Annotated in this window: 18 protein-coding genes, 1 tRNA gene and 1 pseudogene; 9 read left to right on the top strand and 11 right to left on the bottom strand. The window is 70.3% G+C overall.

All coding sequences use genetic code 11. From position 1 onward, the window contains the following. Positions 1-390: an STAS domain-containing protein gene (locus ACWPN5_RS16505; RefSeq protein ID WP_492296310.1), complete on the bottom strand. Its 390-nt coding sequence runs from the start codon at positions 388-390 to the stop codon at positions 1-3. Positions 391-491: 101 nt separating this feature from the next. Between ACWPN5_RS16505 and icmH the strand changes: the two genes are divergently transcribed. Genes icmH through tagF form a run of 3 tightly spaced genes read left to right on the top strand, consistent with a single transcriptional unit; the run spans position 492 to position 4,481 of the window. Then, positions 492-1,835 carry a type IVB secretion system protein IcmH/DotU gene (gene icmH, locus ACWPN5_RS16500; protein WP_492296309.1) on the top strand — a complete coding sequence of 448 codons (1,344 nt, stop codon included), beginning with the start codon at positions 492-494 and terminating at the stop codon, positions 1,833-1,835. 10 nt (positions 1,836-1,845) lie between these two features. Continuing rightward, on the top strand, positions 1,846-3,837 hold the full coding sequence (gene tssM, locus ACWPN5_RS16495; protein ID WP_492296308.1) for a type VI secretion system membrane subunit TssM: 1,992 nt from the start codon (positions 1,846-1,848) through the stop codon (positions 3,835-3,837). Then, positions 3,837-4,481: a type VI secretion system-associated protein TagF gene (gene tagF, locus ACWPN5_RS16490; protein ID WP_014239131.1), complete on the top strand. Its 645-nt coding sequence runs from the start codon at positions 3,837-3,839 to the stop codon at positions 4,479-4,481. Before tssM ends, tagF begins: the two co-directional genes overlap by 1 nt. 15 nt (positions 4,482-4,496) lie before the next feature. Here the strand turns inward: tagF and ACWPN5_RS16485 are convergent, their stop codons facing one another. Continuing rightward, positions 4,497-5,153, bottom strand: coding sequence for an OmpA family protein (locus tag ACWPN5_RS16485; protein ID WP_492296307.1), 657 nt, complete (start codon positions 5,151-5,153; stop codon positions 4,497-4,499). Positions 5,154-5,281: 128 nt separating this feature from the next. On the opposite strand from ACWPN5_RS16485, the gene ACWPN5_RS16480 reads away from it, so the two are divergent. From ACWPN5_RS16480 to ACWPN5_RS16470, 3 genes are all read left to right on the top strand, one after another. Beyond that, entirely contained in the window at positions 5,282-6,319 is a 1,038-nt protein-coding gene (locus ACWPN5_RS16480; RefSeq protein WP_186465972.1) for a DctP family TRAP transporter solute-binding subunit, read from the top strand. A 132-nt stretch (positions 6,320-6,451) separates the two neighbouring features. Further along, entirely contained in the window at positions 6,452-6,961 is a 510-nt protein-coding gene (locus tag ACWPN5_RS16475; RefSeq protein WP_247888136.1) for a TRAP transporter small permease, read from the top strand. Further along, the gene (locus ACWPN5_RS16470) at positions 6,961-8,244 is read left to right on the top strand and encodes a TRAP transporter large permease (protein ID WP_145681233.1); all 1,284 of its coding nucleotides are present in this window, start codon (positions 6,961-6,963) and stop codon (positions 8,242-8,244) included. Before ACWPN5_RS16475 ends, ACWPN5_RS16470 begins: the two co-directional genes overlap by 1 nt. 3 nt (positions 8,245-8,247) lie before the next feature. Here ACWPN5_RS16470 and ACWPN5_RS16465 read toward each other — a convergent pair whose 3' ends face one another. From ACWPN5_RS16465 to ACWPN5_RS16425, 9 genes are all read right to left on the bottom strand, one after another. Beyond that, positions 8,248-9,162 (bottom strand): DMT family transporter, encoded by a 915-nt coding sequence (locus ACWPN5_RS16465; protein ID WP_492296306.1) that lies wholly within the window; start codon positions 9,160-9,162, stop codon positions 8,248-8,250. A 46-nt stretch (positions 9,163-9,208) separates the two neighbouring features. Further along, positions 9,209-9,622 (bottom strand): hypothetical protein, encoded by a 414-nt coding sequence (locus tag ACWPN5_RS16460; protein WP_145681235.1) that lies wholly within the window; start codon positions 9,620-9,622, stop codon positions 9,209-9,211. A gap of 169 nt (positions 9,623-9,791) precedes the next feature. Next, positions 9,792-11,363 (bottom strand): glycosyltransferase, encoded by a 1,572-nt coding sequence (locus ACWPN5_RS16455; RefSeq protein WP_186465973.1) that lies wholly within the window; start codon positions 11,361-11,363, stop codon positions 9,792-9,794. An 82-nt stretch (positions 11,364-11,445) separates the two neighbouring features. Then, positions 11,446-11,520, bottom strand: a tRNA-Thr gene (locus ACWPN5_RS16450). A gap of 81 nt (positions 11,521-11,601) precedes the next feature. Then, on the bottom strand, positions 11,602-13,530 hold the full coding sequence (gene recQ, locus ACWPN5_RS16445; RefSeq protein WP_492296305.1) for a DNA helicase RecQ: 1,929 nt from the start codon (positions 13,528-13,530) through the stop codon (positions 11,602-11,604). Between the two features lie 439 nt (positions 13,531-13,969). Further along, on the bottom strand, positions 13,970-14,413 hold the full coding sequence (locus ACWPN5_RS16440; protein WP_492296304.1) for a (deoxy)nucleoside triphosphate pyrophosphohydrolase: 444 nt from the start codon (positions 14,411-14,413) through the stop codon (positions 13,970-13,972). Further along, a complete protein-coding gene (locus ACWPN5_RS16435) occupies positions 14,413-14,931 on the bottom strand; it encodes a GNAT family N-acetyltransferase (protein WP_492296303.1) in 519 nt (172 codons plus the stop codon). The genes ACWPN5_RS16440 and ACWPN5_RS16435 overlap by 1 nt, the downstream gene beginning before the upstream one ends. 28 nt (positions 14,932-14,959) lie before the next feature. Continuing rightward, a complete protein-coding gene (argJ, locus tag ACWPN5_RS16430) occupies positions 14,960-16,198 on the bottom strand; it encodes a bifunctional glutamate N-acetyltransferase/amino-acid acetyltransferase ArgJ (RefSeq protein ID WP_492296302.1) in 1,239 nt (412 codons plus the stop codon). A 188-nt stretch (positions 16,199-16,386) separates the two neighbouring features. Continuing rightward, a complete protein-coding gene (locus tag ACWPN5_RS16425; protein ID WP_492296301.1) occupies positions 16,387-17,325 on the bottom strand; it encodes a peptidylprolyl isomerase in 939 nt (312 codons plus the stop codon). A gap of 405 nt (positions 17,326-17,730) precedes the next feature. Between ACWPN5_RS16425 and secA the strand changes: the two are divergent. The 3 genes and pseudogenes from secA to ACWPN5_RS16410 all read left to right on the top strand — a co-directional run bounded on the left by secA (position 17,731) and on the right by ACWPN5_RS16410 (position 22,860). After that, positions 17,731-20,482, top strand: a pseudogene (gene secA / locus ACWPN5_RS16420) (preprotein translocase subunit SecA). 136 nt (positions 20,483-20,618) lie between these two features. Next, complete coding sequence (gene mscL / locus ACWPN5_RS16415) at positions 20,619-21,065, top strand: large conductance mechanosensitive channel protein MscL (protein ID WP_145681243.1); 447 nt, start codon at positions 20,619-20,621, stop codon at positions 21,063-21,065. A gap of 253 nt (positions 21,066-21,318) precedes the next feature. Further along, the gene (locus tag ACWPN5_RS16410; RefSeq protein WP_247888137.1) at positions 21,319-22,860 is read left to right on the top strand and encodes a DEAD/DEAH box helicase; all 1,542 of its coding nucleotides are present in this window, start codon (positions 21,319-21,321) and stop codon (positions 22,858-22,860) included. Positions 22,861-23,043 lie beyond the last annotated feature (183 nt).

Here is a 23,043-nt window from a genome sequence, read left to right as displayed (position 1 = left end):
TCAGTGTTGTGAGGCGGCGCGCACGGCGGCGTCGAGATCGCCGTGACTCTCCAGAAGCGCCGCCAGCCCGGCCTCCTCCAGCACGGCGCGGACCGGGCCGGGCACCGCCGCCAGAACGATCCGCACTCCCTTCCGTCCGCCCGCGCTCGCCGTGCCCGGCCGTGCTTGGCGCACCGCCAGCAGCAGCGAGCGCAGCCCCGCCGGGGTCAGTTGCGTCACCGCCGACAGATCGAGCACCAGCCCGCCCGGCACCTTTTCCGGCTCGTCCGGGGTGGCGGGTGCCAGAGCGGCGAACAGACGCGCCTCGAACCGGGGGGCGGCGGCGCTGTCGATCGGGCCCACCGGGCGCAGGATCATCACGTCGCCGCGGGCCTCTTCCGCGATTTGCATCAAACCCTCCGATTTCCCCATCCGGCTGGGCCTGCTATACCTCCTCCGGCGGGGGATTTCCCATCACACGGATCATCATACAGCAGAGCGGCGGCGGGGGCATGGAATCGGACGGACGCTTCGGCGGCGGGGCGGGCCTGCGGGACGGCGGGGAGTTTTCCGACGAGTCCGGCGGCGGGCCGCGCGCGCTCCCGGCCTTCCTCGCGGCGGGGCCCGCCGTGGCCCCGGAGGACCGCCCGAAGGCGGAGGCGCCGCCGGACCAGCCGGCGCGGCTGCGCGGGGCGCTGAACCCGCTGCTGGCCGCGGCCGGGCCGCTGCTCGACCTCGCCGGGTCGCTGCGCGAACGCTCGGGGCACGAAAACCCGGAGGGGCTGCGCGACGTCATCCTCGCCGAGGTCCGCCGCTTCGAGGAGGAGGCCGCCGCCATCGGCGTCCCGCCGGAGGAGGTTCGCGTCGCCCGCTTCGCCCTGTGCACCATGCTGGACGACGTGGTGCGGGCCACCCCCTGGGGGGCGCGCTGCCGCTGGGCGCGCGAGGGGCTGGCGGTGGTGGTCGATCCCGGCGCCGGCGGGCCGGACCGCTTCTTCGACCTGCTCGACACCATGCTGAGCGACCCGCGCCTGCACCGGCTGGAGCTGGAGCTGTTCTACGCCTGCCTGTCGCTGGGCTTCGAGGGCAAGTTCCGCGACAAGCCGCGCGGCGCCCACGACCTCGCCCATCTGCGGGACGAGCTGTTCCGCGTGCTGCGCCGCCTGCGCGGCGAGCGGGAGCGCGCGCTGTCGCCGCAATGGCGCGGCGTCGCTGAGCGCTTCCGCCCGCTGGGGCATGTGCTGCCGCCCTGGCTGGCCGCGGTGGCGGTGGCGACTCTGCTCGGCGGGTTGTTCCTCACCCTGTCGGCCTCGCTGGGCGGGCGGGCGGACGCGGTGGTGGCCCGGCTGGGCGCGCTGCTCCCAGACCGGCCGCTGGAGCTGGTCCGCGCCGTCCCGCCGCCGCCATCCAGCGCGGGGCCGGCTCTGGCCGTCCGCGTCACCGCCCTGCTCCAGCCGGAGATCCGCTCCGGCGCGGTGGCGGTGCTGGCCGGCGACGACGGGGCGCTGGTCATCCGCATCGAGGGGGCGGGCATGTTCGCCACCGGCAGCGACGCGATCCGCGCCCGCTACCGCGCCGTGGTCGACCGCGTCGGGCAGGCGCTGGGTCCCGAGGCGGGCCGCGTCGTGGTGGTCGCCCACACCGACGACCAGACGCCGCGCGGCGGCGGGCTGCCGACGCCGGAGGCGCTGACCGAGGCGCGGGCGGTGGCCGTGCTGAAGATCCTGGAGCGCACGCTGGGCGCCGAGCGCCTGACCGCCGAAGGGCGGGGCGAGCGCGAGCCGCTGGCCCCTAACACCACGCCGGCCAACCGGGGCGCCAACCGGCGCGTCGATGTCCGCCTCTACCCCGAATAGGCCGCGGTCCATGAGCGAACCGTCTCCGCACACCCGCTCCAGAAAGTCCCAGGGCAGGGTCCGCCGCGCCGACCCGGCGATGGCGCCGCGCCTGCGCTGGTGGACCACGCTCGCGGTCGCCCTGTCGGTCGGTCTGCTCGGCTGGGCGGTGATGCCGCTGCTCGGCTTCGGCGGCCTCGCCCGCCTGCTGCCGGCGCTGGCCCTGCTCGGCCTGTGGTACGCGCTGAACCGGCGCGAGGACGGCCGGCAGAGTGCGGCCAACGCCCGCTTCGTCGAGGCGCTGGCGGCGTCCCGCGATCCCGAGCTGAAGGCCTCGCTGGACGAGCTGGGCACGGTGCGCGAGCGGCTGGACGCGGTGATCGACCGGCTGAAGACGCAGCGCTTCGGCGCGCGCTGGGGAGGCCAGTATCTCTACCAGCTCCCCTGGTATCTGGTGATCGGCGCCCCCGGCTCGGGCAAGACCACGGCGCTGGCCAACGCCCGGCTGGGCGCGGCGCTGGGCGGCGGGCTGGACGGCATGCCGGTGCAGAATCTGGGCGGCACGCGCAACTGCGACTGGTGGTTCACCGACGAGGCGGTGCTGATCGACACGGCCGGCCGCTACACCACCCAGGACAGCCGCCGGGCCATCGACGGCCGCGTCTGGTCCGGCCTGCTCGACCTGCTGAAGGAGCACCGCCCGCGCCAGCCGGTGAACGGCGTGCTGCTGACCATCAGCCTGACCGACCTCGCCGGCTGGAGCGACGCGGAGCGGCACAGCCACGCCATCACCATCCGCCAGCGGCTGGGCGAGCTGCGCGCCCATCTCGGCATCCGCGTGCCGGTCTATCTGCTGTGCACCAAGGCCGACCTCGTGGACGGCTTCACCACCTATTTCGACCCGCTGGACCGGGCGGAGCGCGCCCAGATCTGGGGCATCACCTTCCCGGTGGAGGACCTGCCGCCCGGCCCGCTGGCCAGCTTCCACGCGCAGTACGCGGCGCTGCTGCGCCGTCTGGAGGAGCGGCTGCCCGAACGGCTGCACCAGGAGCCGGACATCCAGCGGCGCGGCGACGCCTTCGCCTTCCCGCTGCGCATGGCGGGTTTCGAGGCGGCTCTGGCCGACCTCGTCGACACCGCCTTCACCGCCGAGGCGGACGAGGCGGTGCCGCTGCTGCGCGGCATCTACCTGACCAGCGCGACCCAGCCCGGCGCCTCCGCGGAATCGCCGGCCCAGACCTTTTTCCTGGAACGCCTGCTGCCCGAGGTGGTCTTCCCCGAGGCCAACATGGTCGGGGTCGACCGCGCGCTGGAGCGGACGCGGCGCCGGCGCCACGTCTGGGCGCTCGGCGGGACGGCGGCGGCGGGACTGCTGCTCGGTCTGGCCGGGCTGAGCAGCCACCGCGCCAACGAGGCGCTGCTGGCGCGGACGGAGGCCGCCGTGGCGGTGGCGGAGGAGCGGCTGCGCGCCCTCGACACCCCGCCGCGCTCGCTGACGCGGGTGGAGGATTCCGACTTCCTCGCCGTCCTGCCGGCGCTCGACGCGCTGCGCGCCCTGCCGGCCGGCTGGACCGAGCGGGCGGAGCGCCGCGCGTCCCTGCTCGGCTTCGGCCTGTCGCAGGGGGAGCGCGTCGGCCTTCCCGCCGAGGACGTCTACCGGCGGGCGCTGCGCAGCGTGTTCCTGTCGCGCATCGTGCTGCGCCTGGAGGAACAACTGCGCACCGGTTGGGCGCGGCCCGACCTGTTGCGGCAGAGCCTGCGCGCCTACGCGATGATCGGAGGGCGCGAGCCGCTGGACCCGGCGGTTCTGGCCGAATGGCTGGCCGCCGACTGGCAACGCACGCTTCCCGGCGCCGCCCATGAGGCGGAGCGCCGCGCGCTCGGCGACCATCTGGCGGCCCTGGTCGAGGCGGGCTTCGCCCCGGTGCCGCCGGACGAGGCGCTGGTGTCGCGCGTCCTCGACGTGCTGGGCCAGCCGACCGCGCCGGCCTCACGAGGCTCGGGCAGCGGTGGGGCTGGCTGATGAGCCCCGGTTTCGCGGTGGGCTTCCATGGGAAGGTGCCGGCGCGCGGCGATTTCGTGGGCTACGGCCTGCCGCGCGGCGTGCTGCTTCCCTGGGACGCCTGGCTGACGGAGGTTCTGGACGCGGCGGTGCGCCAGCTCGGCTCGCCCTGGGAGCGGCTGTTCCAGTCGGCCCCGGTCTGGCGCTTCGCCCTGTCGCCCGGCCTGTGCGGGGAGCCGCCGCTGGCCGGCATCATGATGCCCAGCGCCGACCGGGTGGGCCGGCAGTACCCCTTCACCATCGTCGGCACGCTGCCCTACGGCACCGACCTCGCGGTGGTGCCGGTGGCCTGCCTGCACTGGTTCACCCGTGCGGAATCCATCGCCGCCGACGCCTGCCGCGCCGGGGCCGACGTGGACGCCCTTCCGGCGCGCATGGCGATCCTGGGCCGCCCGGAGCCGAACGGCGCCGACCCCACCGTCGCCACCGTGGTCGAGGAGCGCGTCGGCCCGTTGCCGCCCCGCGCCAGCCTGTGGTGGAGCCGCGGCGGCGGGCGGGTTCCGCCCTCGGTGCTGACCTGCTGCGGCCTGCCGCGATCGTCCCGCGCCGCCGCCTTCATCGACGGCGCCTGGGAGCGGCGGGGCTGGGACGATCTGGACGGGTAGGCGGCGGAGGAACGTTCACCCTCCCAGATTGACGATCTCCACCCGCCGGTTCTCCGCGGCCTTCGGCTTCTTGGGCAGCAGCGGTTCCCGCGCGCCCATCCCGGCGGTGTCCAGCCGGTCGCGGCGCACGCCGTGCTGTTCCGCCAGATAATCCGCCACGGCGTCGGCTCGGCGCTGCGACAGCGCCCGGTTGGCCGCGTCGCCGCCCACCGCGTCGGTGTGGCCGACGATGCGGAAGCGGGCGGTCGCCGCCTCCGGCGCCGTCATCACCGCACCGATGCGGTCGAGCACCGCCCGCGATTCCGGACGGATGCGCGCCGAGTTGAAGTCGAAGCCGATCCGGAAGGCGGCGCGCAGCCCGGCCTTCAGCGCGGCGACGGGCGGGTCCGGCGGCGTCCCCGGCAGGGCGGGCACAGCCACCGGGGCGGGGGGTGGTGCGGGGGCCGATGCAGGAGTTTGGGCCGGGGGCGATGCCGCCGCGACGGGCGGCGGCGGCGGGCGCTTCATCACGATGGGCGGGCAACCGGGGCCGGCGGCGCCGAACAAGGCGGCCTGGATCTCGCACTCGCTGGGGTTCGGGCCGAGCGGGACGGCGGGTGCCGCCGATTGCGCCAGGGCGGCCGCCGCGGGAAGGACCAACCCGGCCGCCAAAATCCCGATTGTTGGGAACATCCGCATCTGCATGACCGCATTGTCCCAGGCTTAGGGGCGGGCCGTCAAATTCCGCGTGGAACAGACGTGCGTGCCTCTGTACGATCCCGGTCCGATCTTTCGTTTGCGGTATGTGGGAGGAAACAAGAATGAAGTCGATGAAGGCGCTGTTCGCCGGTCTGGCGCTGGCCGCCATGGTTCTGCCGGGCGTGCTCGCCAACGGCGCGGCGGCGGCGGACTACAAGGCCGAGTACAAGCTGTCCACCGTGCTGGGCAAGCCGTTCCCCTGGGGCATCGGCGGCGACCGCTGGGCCGAGCTGGTCAAGGAGAAGACCAACGGGCGCATCAACGTGAAGATGTATCCCGGCTCCGCCCTGGTGAACGGCGACCAGACCAAGGAATTCACCGCGCTGCGCCAGGGCGTGATCGACATGGCCGTGGGCTCCACCATCAACTGGTCGCCGCAGGTGAAGGAGCTGAACCTCTTCTCGCTGCCCTTCCTGATGCCCGACCACAAGGCGATGGACGCGCTGACCCAGGGACCGGTCGGCAAGCAGCTGTTCGACCTGCTCGCCACCAAGGATGTGGTGCCGCTGGCCTGGGGCGAGAACGGCTTCCGCGAGGTCTCCAACTCCAAGCGTACCATCCGCACGCCGGAGGACCTGAAGGGGCTGAAGATCCGCGTCGTCGGCTCGCCGCTCTACCTCGACACCTTCACCGCGCTGGGCGCCAACCCGACGCAGATGAGCTGGGCCGACGCGCAGCCCGCCCTGTCCACCGGCGCCGTCGACGGGCAGGAAAACCCGGTCGGCGTGTTCGTCGCCGGCAAGCTGCCGACGCTCGGCCAGAAGCACCTGACGCTGTGGGGCTACGTCGCCGACCCGCTGATCTTCGTGGTCAACAAGGAGGTCTGGAACAGCTGGTCCAAGGAAGACCAGGAGGCGGTGCGCGCCGCCGCCGTCCAGGCCGCCGCGGAGGAGGTCGCCATCGCCCGCAAGGGCATCACCGCCCAGGACGACAGCCTGCTGAAGGACATCGCCGCCCAGGGCGTCGAGGTCGTGCAGCTGACGCCCGAGCAGCAGAAGGCGTTCCAGACCGCCACCCGCGCCGTCTACGACAAGTGGGCCAAGACGATCGGTCCCGACCTCGTGAAGGCCGCCGAGACCTCCGTCGCCGACCGGAAGTAAGCCTGCCGCATGCCGTTCCCCCCTCCCCACCCCCTCCCCCGCGTCGCGGTGGAGGGGCTTGCTCCCTCCCTCGCCGAAGGCGGGGGAGGGTTGGGGAGGGGGCCGGCTCCCGCCTTTGCTGAGACCATTCCGATGAACAACGATCTGCTGGAAGCCGGCATGGCGACGGAGCAGCCCAAGACGCGGGTGCCGGTGACGCTGGAGCGTTCGCTGGCCGCCCTGTCCATGGCCGCCCTGTGCCTCGTCACCTTCGCCAACGTCGTGACGCGCTACCTGACCGACGTGTCCCTGGCCTTCACCGAGGAATATTCGATCTTCCTGCTGGTGGTCATGACGCTGTTCGGGTCCGCCGTCGCCGCCGCCGCCGACCGGCACATCCGCATCACCTTCCTCGCCGACAAGCTGCCGCCGCCCGTCCGCCGGGTGACGGAGCTGGTGGCCTGGACGGCGGCGCTCGCCATGTTCGGCCTGCTCGTCTGGTACGGCGGGCGCCTGACCTACGACCAGTGGCGGTTCGAGGAAACCTCGCCCGGCCTGGGCAACCCGCAATGGCTCTACACGGCGTGGCTCCCGCTGCTCTCGGCGGTGGTCAGCCTGCGCGTGATCGGACGCCTGATCCGCACGGCAAAGGGAACCGCCTGATGGCCTTGACGATTCTGTTCGGCGGCTTTCTGCTGCTGCTGGTGATCGGCGCGCCGCTGGCGGTGGCCCTGGGGCTGGCGGGGTCGCTGGCGATCCTGGACGCGCAACTCGGCATCCTGTCGGTTCCGACCAACGTCTACGCCGGCATCGCCAAGTATCCGCTGCTGGCCATCCCGGTCTTCATCCTGGCCGGCCTGATCTTCGAGCGGGCGGGCGTCGCCAAGCAGCTCGTCACCTTCGCCTCCTCCATTGTCGGAGCGAAGAACGGCGGGCTGGCGGTGGTGGCGATCCTGGTCTGCATGGTGATGGGCGGCATCTCCGGCTCCGGCCCCGCCGACGCGGCGGCGGTCGCCACGGTGATGATCCCGTCCATGCACAAGGCTGGCTATCCGAAGCCCTTCTCGGCCAGCGTGATCGCGGCGGCGGCGGCGACGGCCATCCTGATCCCGCCCTCGGTCGCCTTCATCATCTACAGCGTCCTGGTGCCGCAGGCGTCGGTGCCGGCGCTGTTCGCGGCGGGGATGATTCCCGGCATCCTGGCCGGCCTGTCGCTGCTGGCCCCGACGATCTGGCTGTCGCGCAAGCACGGCTTCGGCCTGAAGGACGCCGGGCCGCGCCCGCCCTTCTGGCGCAGCCTGCGGCAGGCGATCTGGGGGCTGCTGGCCCCGGTCATCATCCTGGGCGGCCTGCGCACCGGCGCCTTCACTCCGACCGAGGCGGCGGTGGTCGCCGTCTTCTACGGTCTGGCGGTCGGCGTCTTCGTCTACCGCAGCCTGACCTGGCGCGAGCTGTACGAAGTGCTGGCCGAGGCGGCGGAGATGTCCGCCGTGGTTCTGCTCATCATCGCGCTGTCCAGCGTCTTCGCCTGGGCGGGCAGCACGATGGGCGCCTTCGACCGGGTCGCCGCCATGGCGATCGAAGGAGTGGGCAGCGAAGTCCTCGTCCTGCTGCTGCTGAACGTGGCGCTGCTGGCGCTGGGGATGGTGCTGGACGCGGTGTCGATCTTCCTGATCCTGCTGCCGCTGCTGACTCCGATCATGACCGCCTTCCACTGGGACCCGGTGTGGTTCGGCGTGATGCTGACCATGAACCTCGCCATCGGCCAGTTCACCCCGCCCATGGCGGTGAACCTGATGGTGACCACGCGGGTGGCCGGCATCAGCATGGAATCGACGGTGCGCTGGGTGCTGTGGATGGTCGCGGCGATGCTCTGCGCGCTGATCCTGGTGACCTTCGTCCCGGAGCTGGCGCTCTGGCTGCCCCGGAAGCTCGGCTACCTGTAACCCTCAGCTCTTGGCGCGGCGGGTGGCCAGAAGGATGCCCGCCGCGATCAGCCCGATGCCGGCGGCGTGGTAGAGGTGGGGCTGCTCGCCGAGGAACAGGATGGCGAGGATGCTCCCGAACACCGGCATCAGATGGATGCACATCCCCGCGGTGTTGGCGCCGACCAGGGCCACGGCGCGGTTGAAGCAGAGATAGGCGGCGATCGACGGGAACAGCGCCACGTAGGCAACCGCCCCCAGCGCCGTCGGGGTGATCGGCATGGGGTTCCCGCCGACGCTTTCCCACAGGTAGAAGGGCAGCAGTATCGCCGCGCCGCCCGCGAAGGTGACGGCGATGAAGCTGAGCCCATGCACCGCCGGGCGGCGGCGCAGCAGGGCGGTGTAGGCGGCGTAGCCGAGCACCGCCGCCAGCACCCACAAATCCCCGGCGGCGAGCTGCAGCCCGATCAGCACCGCCGGGTCGCCCCGCGCGATCAGCGTCAGGGCGCCGGCCAGCGACACGGCGATGCCCACCCCTTGCAGCGGGGTCACCCGGTCGCCGAACAGGGCCAGGCTCATCAGCACGATCAGCACCGGCATGGAAGACTGCATCATCACCGCGTTCAGCGCCGTGGTGGTGTGCAGCCCGACATAGAGGAAGGTGTTGAAGACGGCGATGCCCAGCGCCGACAGCAGCAGGACGACCGGCCATTGGCCGGCCAGAATCCGCGCGTCGTGCCGCAGGTGCCGCCACGCGAAGGGCAGCACCAGCAGCATCCCCAGCGTCCAGCGCCAGAAGGCCAGCCCGACCGGCGGCACCTCGCCCGACACAGCGCGGCCCAGGACGGCGTTGCTGGACCAGAACAGCGGCGGCAACATCATCAGGAGCCACGCCTGATCGAACAGGCGGCGGCGGGCGGGGGTGGCGTTTTCGCTCACGGCTGGCGACTCATCGGACTGGACGCATCAAGGTGGGTTCCGCGGCTCAGCCGCGGCGGCGCGGGGAGGCGAAGGGCGAAAGGGGACCATCGCCACGCGCACCATCGCCCCGGGGACCATCACCGCGCGGGCCATCCGACCGGAAGCTCTCGCTGCGGGAGAAGCCCTCGCGGCGCGGGCGGTCGGCGCGGGGACCGTCACCACGCGGGCCATCGCCACGGGGGCCGCGCCCCTCGCCCCGGGGACCGTCGCCGCGGCCTTCGCGCGGCGGCTTCGGCGGCTGGCGCATCTCCGCGTCCAGCTCGGCGATGCGCTTGACCAGCGCTTCACGGATCGCCGGGGCCGCGTGGGACTTCAGGGTGGCGAGCTGCTCCTTCAACTGCTGGAGCTGAAGCTGCTTCTGCTCCCGCGTGCGCTTGATGGCGACGTTGTCGGAATGCTGGCCGTCGAAGGCGCGCATGAAAAGGTCCTCGTTGCAGAAAATAAGACACCCGCCGTGGCGTCCCAGCGGACGCCCGGTCGGGGAGCGCGGAATATTGGAAAGGCACCGGCGCCAAAGCAAGCCGGGAGTTTGCTCCGCCTGTGCGATAAAGCGGTTGACGGCGCCCGCCCGGCTCAGGTCGCCCGGATCACTCTTCCGACGGACGCCCGCTGCGGAACAGCGCCGCCGCCTCGTCGAGATGGTGCGACAGGGCGGCGGCGGCCTCCGCCGGTCCGCTGCGCCGCGACCCTTGGACGCGGGCCTCCTGCGCGGCGGCGGCCAGGGTGGCGGGATCGGCGGCCAGAGCGGCCAGCCGCTCGACGAAGGCGCCGTAGTCGGGGAGGGTGAAGCGCGGACCGACGACGCTGGCGACGTCGCCGCCGGGAAGCGACAGCGGCACCGCCCCGGCGGCCAGGGCCTCGGCGGCGCTGGCGCCCCCGCCGGTCCGCCGGGGATTCACATAGGCGTCGCAGACCGCAAGCAGGGCGCCCATGTCCGACACATAGCCCAGGCCGCGCAGCCGCTCGGCGTGGCGTGACGCGGCCAGCCGCCGGGGCAGGGCGTCGGCGTGCCCGGCGAAGACGGCGACGGCGTGCGGCACGCGGTCGAACAGCGCCTCCAGCATGGCGAGGAAAGCGCCATCCGCCTCCTCGTCCAGCCGGTTGCCGACAACGGTGCAGACGAAGGCGTCCTCCTCCAGCCCGAAGGCGGCGCGCGATCCTTCCTTCCTCGGGGCGGCCCCGGCCAGCGAATGCAGGAAGCGGAAGGGACGCCAGGAGCGGGCCAGCGGCCCGTGGTCGGGTGCCGCCCCGCCGCCGAAATCCAGCACGATGTCGGCCAGCGAGAGGGTGGCCCCGCTGGTGGTCGGGATGCACAGGGTGGGGCGCGCCCCGGCCATCAGGTCGGCCACGACGCACGACCCGCCGAGCGACAGAACGGAGTCGGGATCGAGCGCCGCGATGGCCTCCAGGAACCAAGCGATCTTTCCGGGGCTGACGCAGGGCTCGACCGAGGACAGCATCCGATAACTGCGCCCGTCCGCCTCGATCCGCTGGTCGCCGGAAAAGGCGGGCTCCACCGACGCCGCGAAGGAGGGCACGAACAGGCTGTGCACCTCGGCCGGCATGATGTTGGTGTTGAGGATCACCACCTCCCGCCCGCAGCGCTCCTCCAGCAGGGCAGCGTAGGACAGCAGGTCGCGCGACGGCTGGTGGCGCAGCGACAGGAACTGGTTGGTCACCAGAACGACCCGCCCGGTGTCCGCTCCCCCGGCTTGGCGGGCGGGTGGGACGACGGCCTGACGGCGGCGGATCTCGTCGAGGATGCGGCGGTAGAAGGGGAATTGCCGATCTTCGAAGAAGCCGGGTCGGCTCGCCAGGTTCATGCGCATCAAAAAGAGCTGGCGCCCGATGCCGGCGTGGATGTGCAGCAGCCCCTCCAGCCCGGATTGCGCGATGTTGCCCTCCACCGCGTCGAGCAGTTCGTCGTAATAGCGCAGATCACCGGAGACGGCGGCCATGGCCGACAGCAGCAGGACGGTGTCCGCCCCCGGAGCCAGTCGGGGCAGTTCGCGCGCGGCCCGCGCCCGCTCGGCCCTGGGCCGGTCGAGAAAGGCCGCGCAGAGCGTCTCGATGGCCTTCAGGTCGTGCCCGCTCGTCACGGGCCGGCGCAACGCGGCGGCGAGGTCGGTGATAAGGGCGGTGGTGGGCGGTTGGGACATCGGCCGTGCTGGGAAAAGGGCGCGATGAGTCATGCCACATATGGAAAGGCCCCGGAAGGCGTTACCTTCCAGGGCCTTAGAGTGGTGCCGCAGCAGGGATTTGAACCCCGGACCTACTGATTACGAATCAGTTGCTCTACCCCTGAGCTACTGCGGCGCCGACGTCGGTGCGTCGTGGGCGCGGAAGTTAACCGGGGGGGCGGACCGGCGCAAGCGCTTTTTTGGGAGATGGATAAAATTATCCTTTCTGGCGGATGACGTCCAAAAAGGGGTCGGCATAACGCTCCAGCTTGCGGGCGCCGACGCCGGGCAGGCGGGCGAAGGCGGCGCGGTCCATCGGGCGCGTCGCGACCATCTCCAGCAGCGTGCTGTCGTGGAAGATCACATAGGGCGGCACGCCCTGCGCGCGGGCGAGTTCCGTGCGGCAATCCTTCAGCGCGTGCCACAGCGCGTCGTCGGCGGGCGACAGGGCGCCGCGCGCGCCGGCCCGCGACACGCCCTCTCCTGACAAGCCACTGGAGGAGGCGGAGCCGCCGCGGGAGACGTGGCGGCGCAGCGCGTCGTGGACGCCGCGGCGCTTCTCGACGACTGGGTCCTTGCGCAGCTTCACCGTCAGCTGGCCCTTGATGACCGGGATGCCCGCGTCGGTCAGGCGGAAGCCGCCATAGCCCTCCAGATCGACCGTCAGGTAGCCGGCGGCGACGAGCTGGCGGTAGACCGACTGCCATTCCGCCTTGGACAGCTCCTTGCCGCAGCCGAAGGTCTTCAGCGCGTCGTGGGCCTGCTGCGCCACCTTCTCCGTGGCGTTGCCCAGCAGCACGTCGATCAGGTGCCCGGCGCCGTAGCGCTGGCCGGTGCGGTAGACCGCCGACAGGGCCTTCTGCGCGGCGACGGTGCCGTCCCAGGTCTCCACCGGCTCCAGGCAGGTGTCGCAGTTGCCGCAGGGCGCCTCCAGCGTCTCGCCGAAATAGTTCAGCAGCACCTTGCGGCGGCAGGCCGAGGTCTCGCAGAAACCGAGCAGCGCCTCCAGCTTGGAGCGTTCGACGCGGCGGTGGGAATCGCCGGCCTCCGACTGCTCCAGCATCTGGCGCAGGCCGACCACGTCGGCCATGCCGTAGCTCATCCAGGCGTCGGCGGGCAGGCCGTCGCGTCCGGCGCGGCCGGTTTCCTGGTAATAGGCTTCCAGGCTCTTGGGCGGGTCGAGGTGGCAGACGAAGCGCACATTCGGCTTGTCAATGCCCATGCCGAAGGCCACCGTCGCCACCATGACGATGCCCTCGCCCTTGATGAACAGGTCCTGGTTCGCCTCGCGCACCTCCGACGGCAGCCCGGCGTGGTAGGGCAGCGCCTCCCGCCCCTGCTGGTTCAGCCAGTTGGCGGTGTCCTCCACCTTCGCCCGCGACATGCAATAGATGATGCCGGCGTCCTCGGGGTGGTTCTCCCGCAGGAAGGCCAGCATCTGCTGGCGCTCGCTCTTCTTCGGGACGACGCGGTAGGTGATGTTGGGCCGGTCGAAGCTGGACAGGAAGACGCGGGCCTCGGTCAGCCCCAGCTTGTCCTTGATCTCCGCGCGGGTCTGCGCGTCCGCCGTGGCGGTCAGCGCGACGCGCGGCACGGTCGGGTGCCGCTCGTGCAGGATGGAGAGCTGGAGATACTCGGGCCGGAAATCATGGCCCCACTGGCTGACGCAATGCGCCTCGTCCAGCGCGAACAGGGCGAGCTTGGTGCGGTCCAGCAGGTCGAGGAAGCGCGGGGTGACCAGACGCTCCGGCGCTACATAGACGAGATCGATCTCGCCGCGGACCATGGCCCGCTCCACCTCGCGCGCCTCGCCGGCGTCGAGGGAGGAGTTGAGGAAGGCCGCCCGCACGCCCAGCTCGCGCAGCGCCGTCACCTGGTCCCGCATCAGCGCGATCAGCGGAGAGACGACTACCGTCACGCCGTCGCGCACCAGAGCCGGCACCTGATAGCACAGCGACTTGCCGCCGCCCGTGGGCATGAGGACGAGCGCGTCGCCGCCACGGATGACGTGGGCGATGATGTCGGCCTGTTGCCCGCGGAAGGCGGAATAGCCGAAGACCGACCGCAGCACCTCCAGGGCGGGGTTGCCGTCGGGGTCCTGGGCCGGCTCCGCCGGATGGGCCTTGAAATTGAAGAGCGAGTCCACGCCGATGCGGTTCAGATGCGGGTCCGTCTCTGGACGATTTGGAATCTGGCGTTCGGGTCAGAATCCGGTGGCCGGGATGCGATCCCGAACGCGACGGCTATGATGTGGCACAGATCACCCGATTCGTGAAGCCGCAATCCGGAAAAGGTGTGGGGACAAGGGTGGCGCATCGCGCGACGCGGGAAAAACTGTGGCGCGAATGCATCCGATCGTGTGTAAGTGAAAACGGCGGGTGGACTTGGCCACCCGCCGTTTCGAAAGGAGAAAGAGGCATGCCGAAAATGCCCTTTTTCCTAGTGCTCCAGTGGCGGCGTTGGCGGATCGAAATCCGCATCACCGTTGGCTAAGCACTAGGAGCGTGCCGGTGGGTGTTAGCAGCACCTGCCGGCCACTCCCGACAAGGTAGCGCAATTCCCCCGCGTTGCAAATCCCCAACCGGCTACAACAGGTCGCGCAGCATCGCCACCAGCGGCACGTCGGCGGGGGGCATGGGATAGTCGCCCATGCGGTTCGGGTAGACCCAGGCGAGCTTTTGCCCCTCCTGCGCCATCACGTCGCCCTCCCAGATGCGGCAGACGAACAGCGGCATCAGCAGGTGGAATTTTTCGTAGCTGTGCGAGGCGAAGGTGAAGGGGGCGAGGCAACTCGCCGCCGTGTCGATGCCCAGTTCCTCCTTCAGTTCGCGGACCAGGGCGGCTTCCGGGGTCTCACCCGCGTCGACCTTGCCGCCGGGGAACTCCCACAGCCCGGCCAGCGACTTGCCGGGCGGGCGCTGGGCCAGCAGGACGCGGCCGTCGGCGTCCACCAGGGCGACCGCGACGACCAGCAGGGTCGGCAGGGAACCGGGGGCCGGGGTGGAGGAGGGATCGAAGCAGGCCGGCATCACGCGGTCTCCGGGGTGAGGAACCGCCAGCGTCCGGCGGTCAGTTCATAATGGTCGGCATCGTCGAGCGGTGTGAAGCCGACCGTCTCCAGCAGGCGGCGGGAGCGGTGGTTGTCCAGGGCGATCCGCGCCCACAGGCGGGGCAGGCCCAGCGCGAAAGCGGCGGGGACAACGGCCCGCAGCATCTCCGTGCCATAGCCGATGCCCTGGTGCGGCCGGCCGAGCCAATAGCCGACCTCGCCGTCCGCCAGGATCACCCCGATGCCGCCGACCGGCTGGTTATCGTCCCTGCGGACCGCCAGCAGGTCGAGCGACGCGCGCTCCGCCCGGCTGCGGGCGGCCAGGGCGACCCAGGCGCGCCCGTCCTCCAGGCCGTAGGGGTGGGGCACGCGGGCGAGCCAGCGCGCCACCTCCCACTCTCCGATCAGCGGCGCGAAACGCTCCACATCTTCCAGGCGGAAGGGGCGGAGCGTCAGCCGCGCCGTGTCGAGGCGGTCGGGCAGGGGCGCGCCGGTCATGACACCAAGTCCGATCTCTGCTCCGGCCTCAGCTCCTGTAGGAGCCGTTGATGTCGATGTAGCCGTGGGTCAGGTCGCAGGTCCAGACGCGGGATTTGCCGGTGCCGATGCCCAGGTCGATGTGCACGTCGATCTCCTGGCCCTTCATGTGGGCGGCGACGGGCGCCTCGTCGTAGCCCGGAACCTCCATGCCCTCGGCGCAGATCAGCGTGCCGCCGATGGTGATCTTGATGAGGTCGCGGTCGGCCCGCTCGCCGGCCCGCCCGATGGCGGCGACGATGCGGCCCCAGTTGGCGTCCTCGCCGGCCAGCGCGGTCTTGACCAGCGGGGAGTTGGCGACGGTGAGCGCAATGCGCTTGGCGGCCACGTCGTTCTCGGCGCCGACCAGCGTGATCGAGACGAACTTGGTCGCCCCCTCGCCGTCGCGCACGATCTGCAGCGCGAGGTCGAGCATCACCTCCTCCAGCGCCTTGCGGAAATCGGCCAGCTCCGGCGCCTGGGCGTCGGTCACCGGGGCGTTCCCCGCCTTGCCGGTGGCGAACAGCAGCAGCGTGTCGCTGGTCGAGGTGTCACCGTCCACCGTGATGGCGTTGAAGCTGCGCTCGGTGAACTCAGACAGCATGGACTGCAGCGCCGGGGCGGCGATGGCGGCGTCGGTGAAGAGGAAGCCCAGCATGGTCGCCATGTCCGGGGCGATCATGCCGGAGCCCTTGGCGAAGCCGCTGATCGTCACCGTCGTCCCGCCGATGGCGACCTGACGGGTCGAGCCCTTGGCAAAGGTGTCGGTGGTCATGATGGCCCGCGCCCCGGCTTCCAGCGCCGCCGAGTCGTCCTTCAGCGCCGGGACCATGCCCGGCAGCACCCTGGCGATGGCGTCGGCGGCCAGCGGGATGCCGATCACGCCGGTGGAGGCGACGTAGACCTCGTCGGTGGCGCAGCCGGCAATCTTGGCGGCGGCCTCGACGGTCGCCTGGACGGTGGCGTCGCCGGCCTTGCCGGTGAAGGCGTTGGCGTTGCCGGCGTTGACCACGACCGCGCGGGCCGAGCCGCGGGGCAGACTGTCGCGGCACCAGATCACCGGGGCGGAGCAGGTCAGCGACTTGGTCAGCACGCCGGCCACTGTCGTGCCCTCGTCAAGCACGGCCAGCATCAGGTCGTCGCGGCCCTTGTATCGGATGCCGCTGTTGGCGGTGGCGATGCGCACGCCCGCCACGGGCGGGAGCGTCGGGAAGCCGGCGGGTGCCAAGGGGGAGACGGTCGTGGCCATGGGGACGGGCTCGTGGGGCTGGTGGAGCGGGGATGTTGGACAGTGATTGGGATGCAAGGCGCTTGCCCCCTCCCTAACCCTCCCCCGCTTCGCAGGGGAGGGGATTGTCTCCCTCTCCCGCGCAGCGGGGGAGGGAAGGGGCCCGCGGCGTCAGCCGTGGGAAGGGTGGGGGCAACCGTTGCCGGACCTTAGTTCTTCTTCGGCTCTTCGGCCTTCGGAGCGGCCGGGGCCGGCTCTTCCTTCGGCATCGGCGAGCCGTCGAGCTGGAAGGTCTCGACCTTGGCGACCTTGCGCAGGTCGTCGACGACGTTGGTCACGATGTCCTTGCTGAGCTGCTGCTCGAGCTGCGGCTTCACCTCGTCCAGGGACGGCTGCGGCTGGGTGCGCTTGTCCTCGACCTTGATGATGTGCCAGCCGAACTGCGTCTTCACCGGCTCCTTGCTCACCTCGCCCTTCTTCATGGCGAAGGCGGCGTCGGCGAAGGGCTCGACCATCGTGTCCTTGGTGAAGTAACCGAGGTCGCCGCCCTGTTCGGCGGCCACCGGGTCCTTGGACTTCTCCTTGGCGAGCTTGGCGAAGTCGTCGCCCTTCTTGAGCTGGGCGATGATCGCCTTGGCCTCATCCTCCTTCTCGACGAGGATGTGACTGGCCTTGACCTCTTCCTGGGCCGGGTTCTGCTTCAGGAAGGCCTGATAGGCCTCGTCCAGCTTGGCCGGGGTGATGCGCGACTGCACTTCCTTCTGGATGTAGGCGCGCTGTACCGCGCGCTCCTCGGCGCGCTTGATCTCGTCCTTGACCTCCGGCGTGCCGGCGAGGTTGGCCTTGTAGCCGGCCTCGGCCACCAGCTTGGAGTTCACGAGCTGCTCGATCACCGCAGGATAGATCATCTCCAGCGGCATCTGCTGCACCTGCGGCGGAAGCTGGGCGACCATGCGCTGAACGTCGGAGCGGTGGACCGCCTCGCCGTTGACGCGCGCCACCACCGGATCGGCGTCCGCCGTGGCGGGAGCGGCCGACGCCGCGGGGGCGGCCGGAGCGGCGGGAGCCGGAGTCTGGGCGTGTGCGGCCAGCGCGAGGCCGCAGGCGGCCATCGACAGCAGGGCGGCGCGGAACACTCGATTCACCATGGAGTCTTTTCCTTCCGGCGGATGTGTCTTGTCACGGTCAATGGCATGACAGAACGTCTTATGATTGGCGGCGGCCGTTGATTTGGTGGCGGCTGTGCGGACGATCCGGCCCCGCGCCCGAATCCGCGGGGGATTAAGCATGGGTTCGCGGCGCGGGGCAAGCGGTCGTGATGCACGGCCATGCCGCCTTGCTTCCATCCTGTTCAAGGCGATATGGCGGCGGAACGGTGGTGCTTCCAGGGCGCGCCGCACGCCGTTCCACACCCCATGCGGAGCCCGCACCCCCGCGATGCGCGCGGCAAAGGGCCGGGCAAAGGGGCGGGTCTCGTTGACAGAAACTTGCTTCGGGCCTATGTGAGACCGGTCAAAAAGCCGGCTTCACGACGTTCCACCCCCGAGGTTTTCATGTTCGGTGCGCTCGCCCGCAAGATTTTCGGCACCGCCAACACGCGCACGGTCAAGGCGCTGCAAAAAACCGTCCAGCAGATCAACGCGCTGGAGCCCGAGTTGGCGGCGCTTTCCGACGACGCCCTGCGCGCCCGCACCGACTGGCTGCGCGGCCGGCTGTCGCAGGGCGAGACGCTCGACGCCATCCTGCCCGACGCCTTCGCCACCGTGCGCGAGGCGGGCAAGCGCGTGCTGGGGCAGCGGCATTACGATGTGCAGCTGATGGGCGGCATGGTGCTGCACCAGGGCAAGATCACCGAGATGCGCACCGGCGAAGGCAAGACGCTGGTCGCCACGCTGGCCGTCTACCTGAACGCGCTGGAAGGCAAGGGCGTCCACGTCGTCACCGTGAACGACTATCTGGCCTCGCGCGACAGCGCCTGGATGGGACGCATCTACGGCTTCCTCGGCCTGACCACCGGCTGCATCGTGCACGGGCTGGACGACGAGGAGCGCCGCGCCGCCTACGCCGCCGACATCACCTACGGCACGAACAACGAATTCGGCTTCGACTATCTGCGCGACAACATGAAGTTCCGGCTGGAGGACATGGTCCAGCGGCCCTTCAACTTCGCCATCGTCGATGAGGTCGAACTCGATCCTGATCGACGAGGCGCGCACCCCGCTGATCATCTCCGGCCCGTCGACCGATTCGTCGGAAATGTACGTGCAGGTGGATCGCCTGATCCCGCAGCTGACGCGGGACGACTACGAGCTGGACGAGAAGAACCGCACGGTCAGCCTGTCCGAGGCCGGGCAGGAGCATATGGAACAGCTTCTGTCCGAAGCTGGGCTGCTGAAGGCGGGCGGGCTGTACGACATCCAGAACGTGGCGCTGGTCCACCATTCCCAGCAGGCGCTGCGCGCCTACACGCTGTTCCAGCGCGACAAGGACTACATCGTCAAGGACGACAAGGTCATCATCATCGACGAGTTCACCGGCCGCATGATGGAGGGCCGCCGTTATTCGGAAGGCCTGCACCAGGCGCTGGAGGCCAAGGAGAAGGTGACGATCCAGCGCGAGAACCAGACGCTGGCCTCCATCACCTTCCAGAACTACTTCCGCATCTACCCGAAGCTGGCCGGCATGACCGGCACGGCGATGACCGAAGCGGCGGAGTTCGCGGAGATCTACGGCCTCGAGGTCGTGGACATGCCGACCAACGTGCCGGTCCAGCGCAAGGACATGGACGACGAGGTCTACCGCAAGGCGTCGGAGAAGTACGACGCGATCACCGACCTGATCGAGGACGCCCGCAAGCGCCAGCAGCCGGTGCTGGTCGGCACCACCTCCATCGAGAAGTCGGAGCTGATCGCCGAGCTGCTGAAGAAGCGCGGCATCCCGCACAACGTGCTGAACGCCCGCCACCACGAGCAGGAAGCCTACATCGTCGCGCAGGCGGGCCGTCCGGGCGCCGTCACGGTCGCCACCAACATGGCCGGCCGCGGCACCGACATCCAGCTCGGCGGCAACGTCGAGATGCGCATCCAGATGGAGCTGGCCGACCTGCCCGAGGGGCCGGAGCGCGACGCCAAGGTCAAGCAGATCGAGGCCGAGGTCGCCGAGGCGCGCGAGCTGGTCAAGCAGGCCGGCGGCCTCTACGTCGTCGGCACGGAGCGGCACGAGAGCCGCCGCATCGACAACCAGCTGCGCGGCCGCTCGGGCCGCCAGGGCGATCCGGGCGCGTCGAAGTTCTTCCTGTCGCTGGACGACGACCTGATGCGCATCTTCGGGTCGGAGCGCATGGACGGCATGCTGCAGCGCCTGGGCCTGAAGGAGGGGGAGGCGATCATCCACCCCTGGATCAACAAGGCGCTGGAGAAGGCCCAGACCAAGGTCGAGGCCCACCATTTCGAGGTCCGCAAGAACCTGCTCAAGTTCGACAACGTCATGAACGACCAGCGCAAGGTCGTCTATGAGCAGCGTCGCGAGATCATGGACACCGAGGACATTGCCGAGACCGTCCTGGAGATGCGCCATCAGGTCGTCTCCAACATGGTCAACAAGGCGATCCCGCCGAACTCCTACTCCGAGGCCTGGGACATCGCCGGCCTGCATGAGGAGGTGAACCGCCTCCTGGGCATGGACCTGCCGGTCGCCGACTGGGCCAAGGAAGAGGGCATCGCCGAGCCGGAGATCGAGGAGCGCGTCCGCGAGGCCGCCGACCGCAAATACGCGGAGAAGGTGGAGACTTACGGCGCCGAGACGATGCGCCATGTGGAGAAGAGCCTGCTGCTGCAGATCCTCGACCAGGAATGGAAGGATCATCTGCTCCAGCTCGACCATCTCCGCCAGGGCATTTCCCTGCGCGCCTACGCCCAGAAGGACCCGCTGAACGAGTACAAGCGGGAAGCCTTCGAGCTGTTCGAGACCATGCTGTCGACCCTGCGCGAGCAGGTGACCGCCGTGCTGATGCATGTCGAGATCCGCATCGCCCCGCAGCCGGAGGAACTGTACGCCCGCCCGCCGCAGGAGATGCACGAGGGCCGCGACGATCCGGCGCTGGCGATGGCCGAGGCGGGAGCCGGGGCCGCCCAGGGCTACCCGCCGGCCGACGCGCCGCTGCCCGCCGGCATGGTCCGTCGCGAGGCTGTCGCCTCGGTGGTGCCGGGGGCCGACCCCAACGCCTGGGCGAACACGCCGCGCAACGCGCCGTGCCCCTGCGGCTCGGGCCAGAAGTACAAGCACTGCCACGGCAAGGTCGGCTAAGCGCCGCCGCGCAGAACGCCGTCAGGAACATTCCGGGGGGGGGCTGGGCCGCAGGGTCCGGCCCCTTTCCTTTCGCGGCCCTGGAAACTTCGGCTGGGCTGTGGCGTTCTTCCGGTCAACAAGCGGGAGCGCAGCCATGTTGCAGGAATTCAAGACCTTCATCAGCCGCGGCAACGTCGTGGAACTGGCCGTCGGCATCATCATCGGCGCGGCCTTCACCGGCATTGTCAACTCGCTGGTCAAGGACATGCTGATGCCGCCCATCGGCTGGGTCATGGGCGGGATCGACTTCTCCAACTACTTCCTGAACCTGTCCGGCGGCCATTACGAGAGCCTCGCCGCGGCGGAGGCGGCGGGGGCGGCGACCATCAACTACGGCCGCTTCATCAACGCGCTCATCAACTTCTTCATCGTGGCAGGGGCGCTGTTCCTCATCGTGCGGCAGGTCAACCGCCTGCATTTCCTGCACGATTCCAAGCCGAAGGCGCCGCCACGCCAGGAGGTTCTGCTGGAGGAGATCCGCGATGCGCTGCGCGCACGGCAGGCACCCGCTCCCGGGGACACGACTCGACCAGGGGCGTGAAAGAATCTTCTTGGATTGTGCAGCGCAACCCATTATGTAAGGCGTCTTGATCGCTGGAGGCTCGCGCGTCTCTTGAGCGAGACGCGCTTTGATATTTCGGGATGGCCTTCCTTGGGACCCGGCCACCCGTAGCTTCGGACAGACGCCTCTCCCTCTTCCGACCTCCTCCCGGCGAAAACGCCGGCGTTCCACCGCTCACCATCCTGGTGCGGCGGCCGTGCGCCGTCTTGGTCCTGAGGAAAGGTTACCCTACTTGTCGTCCATCGAAATGACCGCCGCTGACGCCCTCGTTGTCGAGACCGTTGCCACCGAGGCCTCTGTCACCGAGACCGCCGTCGCCGACGCAACCGTGACCGACACCACCGACACCGTTACCCCCAACGCTTTCGCCGGGCTGGGCGTCCACCCGCTCGTCGTGAAGGCGCTTGAGGCGTTCGAGTACAACACCCCGACCCCGGTCCAGGCCGAGGCGATCCCGCCGGCCCTGGAAGGCCGCGACATCCTGGCGACCGCCGAGACGGGCACCGGCAAGACCGCCGCCTTCATGCTGCCGGCGCTGACCCGCACCGTCGACCTGCCGCGCCTCGGCGTGGCCGCCCCGCGCGTGCTGGTGCTGGCCCCGACCCGCGAGCTGGCCAAGCAGGTCACCGACGCCGCCCGCAAATACGCCAAGTTCATGAAGTACAACATCGTGGACGTGGTCGGCGGCATGCCCTACCGCGACCAGCTCCGCCTGCTGTCGCGCGCGGTCGATGTCATGGTCGCCACGCCGGGCCGTCTGCTCGACCACGTGTCGCGCAACCGCATCGACCTCAGCGCCGTCGAGGTGCTGATCCTGGACGAGGCGGACCGCATGCTCGACATGGGCTTCCTGGACGATGTGGAAACCATCGCCAAGTGCTGCCCGGACACCCGCCAGACGCTGCTGTTCACCGCCACGCTGGACCGCCGCATGGCCCAGCTCGCCGGCAACCTGCTGCGCAACCCGGTGCGCGTCGCCGTGGAAAGCGCCACCACCTCGGTGAACGTCGAGCAGCGCCTGCACCATGCCGACGACATGGACCATAAGCGCCGCCTGCTGAAGCACTTCGCGGACCTGCCCGAGGTCGGCAAGGCGATCATCTTCGCCGCCACCAAGCGCGACGCCGATGCGCTGGCCGAGGAGCTGAGCGACGCCGGCCACGCCGCCGCCGCCCTGCACGGCGACATGGACCAGTTCAAGCGCAACCGCACGCTCCAGCGCCTGCGCACCGGCCAGGTCCGCCTGCTGGTGGCGACCGACGTGGCGGCGCGCGGCATCGACGTGCGCGACATCACCCACGTCATCAACTTCGACCTGCCGCGTTCGGCGGAGGACTATGTCCACCGCATCGGCCGCACGGGCCGTGCGGGCGCCTCGGGCGTGGCGATCTCCTTCGCCGCCCGCGCCGACCGCGACGCCCTGTTCCGCATCGAGCGCTACACCGGCACCCGCCTCGACATCCACGTCGTTCCGGGTTTGGAGCCGCAGCGTCCGTTCCAGACCGGCGGCGGCGGTCGTCCGACGGGGCGTCCGGGTGGTCGTCCGGGCGGTGGCAATGGCGGCGGCTACAACAAGAAGCCGTGGGTGCGCAACGCCAACGGCGGTGCCGAGGGCGGCAAGCCGAACGGCGCCCCGGGTGGCCGTCCGCAGGGCCGTCCGATGAACCGCAACGAGCATGGTGGCCGCAGCGACCATGCCCGCAACGAGCACGGCGGCCACGCCCGCCGCGACTCCCAGGGCGGCAAGCCGGCGCACCGGGCGTCCAAGTGGTAACAGCGGTTCCCCGCTGACATAAAAAAGGCGCGGTCCTTCGGGGCCGCGCCTTTTTCTTGGGCAAGTCGTGGCGTGACGGGCAAGACTTCACACGGATTTCACGGATCGACGCGCAGATTTCACGGATTTTTTTATAGTATACATCGGAAGCCAGCTTCTCTTGCGCGAGGCACAAGGGATGGC

This window comes from Azospirillum sp. UENF 211521, assembly GCF_058780535.1.
Note: the sequence above shows the minus strand (reverse complement) of the source record. Positions and strands in the feature narration are given on the sequence as shown.

Excerpts from the sequence above, each read along its gene's own strand:
- ACWPN5_RS16485 (WP_492296307.1), bottom strand. The coding sequence starts at position 5,153 with ATGTTCCCAACAATCGGGATTTTGGCGGCCGGGTTGGTCCTTCCCGCG.
- ACWPN5_RS16435 (WP_492296303.1), bottom strand. The coding sequence starts at position 14,931 with ATGACCGGCGCGCCCCTGCCCGACCGCCTCGACACGGCGCGGCTGACG.
- mscL (WP_145681243.1), top strand. The coding sequence starts at position 20,619 with ATGTTGCAGGAATTCAAGACCTTCATCAGCCGCGGCAACGTCGTGGAA.
- ACWPN5_RS16440 (WP_492296304.1), bottom strand. The coding sequence starts at position 14,413 with ATGCCGGCCTGCTTCGATCCCTCCTCCACCCCGGCCCCCGGTTCCCTG.
- tssM (WP_492296308.1), top strand. The coding sequence starts at position 1,846 with ATGAGCGAACCGTCTCCGCACACCCGCTCCAGAAAGTCCCAGGGCAGG.
- icmH (WP_492296309.1), top strand. The coding sequence starts at position 492 with ATGGAATCGGACGGACGCTTCGGCGGCGGGGCGGGCCTGCGGGACGGC.
- ACWPN5_RS16480 (WP_186465972.1), top strand. The coding sequence starts at position 5,282 with ATGAAGTCGATGAAGGCGCTGTTCGCCGGTCTGGCGCTGGCCGCCATG.
- tagF (WP_014239131.1), top strand. The coding sequence starts at position 3,837 with ATGAGCCCCGGTTTCGCGGTGGGCTTCCATGGGAAGGTGCCGGCGCGC.
- ACWPN5_RS16475 (WP_247888136.1), top strand. The coding sequence starts at position 6,452 with ATGAACAACGATCTGCTGGAAGCCGGCATGGCGACGGAGCAGCCCAAG.
- ACWPN5_RS16455 (WP_186465973.1), bottom strand. The coding sequence starts at position 11,363 with ATGTCCCAACCGCCCACCACCGCCCTTATCACCGACCTCGCCGCCGCG.
- argJ (WP_492296302.1), bottom strand. The coding sequence starts at position 16,198 with ATGGCCACGACCGTCTCCCCCTTGGCACCCGCCGGCTTCCCGACGCTC.
- ACWPN5_RS16460 (WP_145681235.1), bottom strand. The coding sequence starts at position 9,622 with ATGCGCGCCTTCGACGGCCAGCATTCCGACAACGTCGCCATCAAGCGC.
- ACWPN5_RS16470 (WP_145681233.1), top strand. The coding sequence starts at position 6,961 with ATGGCCTTGACGATTCTGTTCGGCGGCTTTCTGCTGCTGCTGGTGATC.
- ACWPN5_RS16505 (WP_492296310.1), bottom strand. The coding sequence starts at position 390 with ATGCAAATCGCGGAAGAGGCCCGCGGCGACGTGATGATCCTGCGCCCG.
- ACWPN5_RS16425 (WP_492296301.1), bottom strand. The coding sequence starts at position 17,325 with ATGGTGAATCGAGTGTTCCGCGCCGCCCTGCTGTCGATGGCCGCCTGC.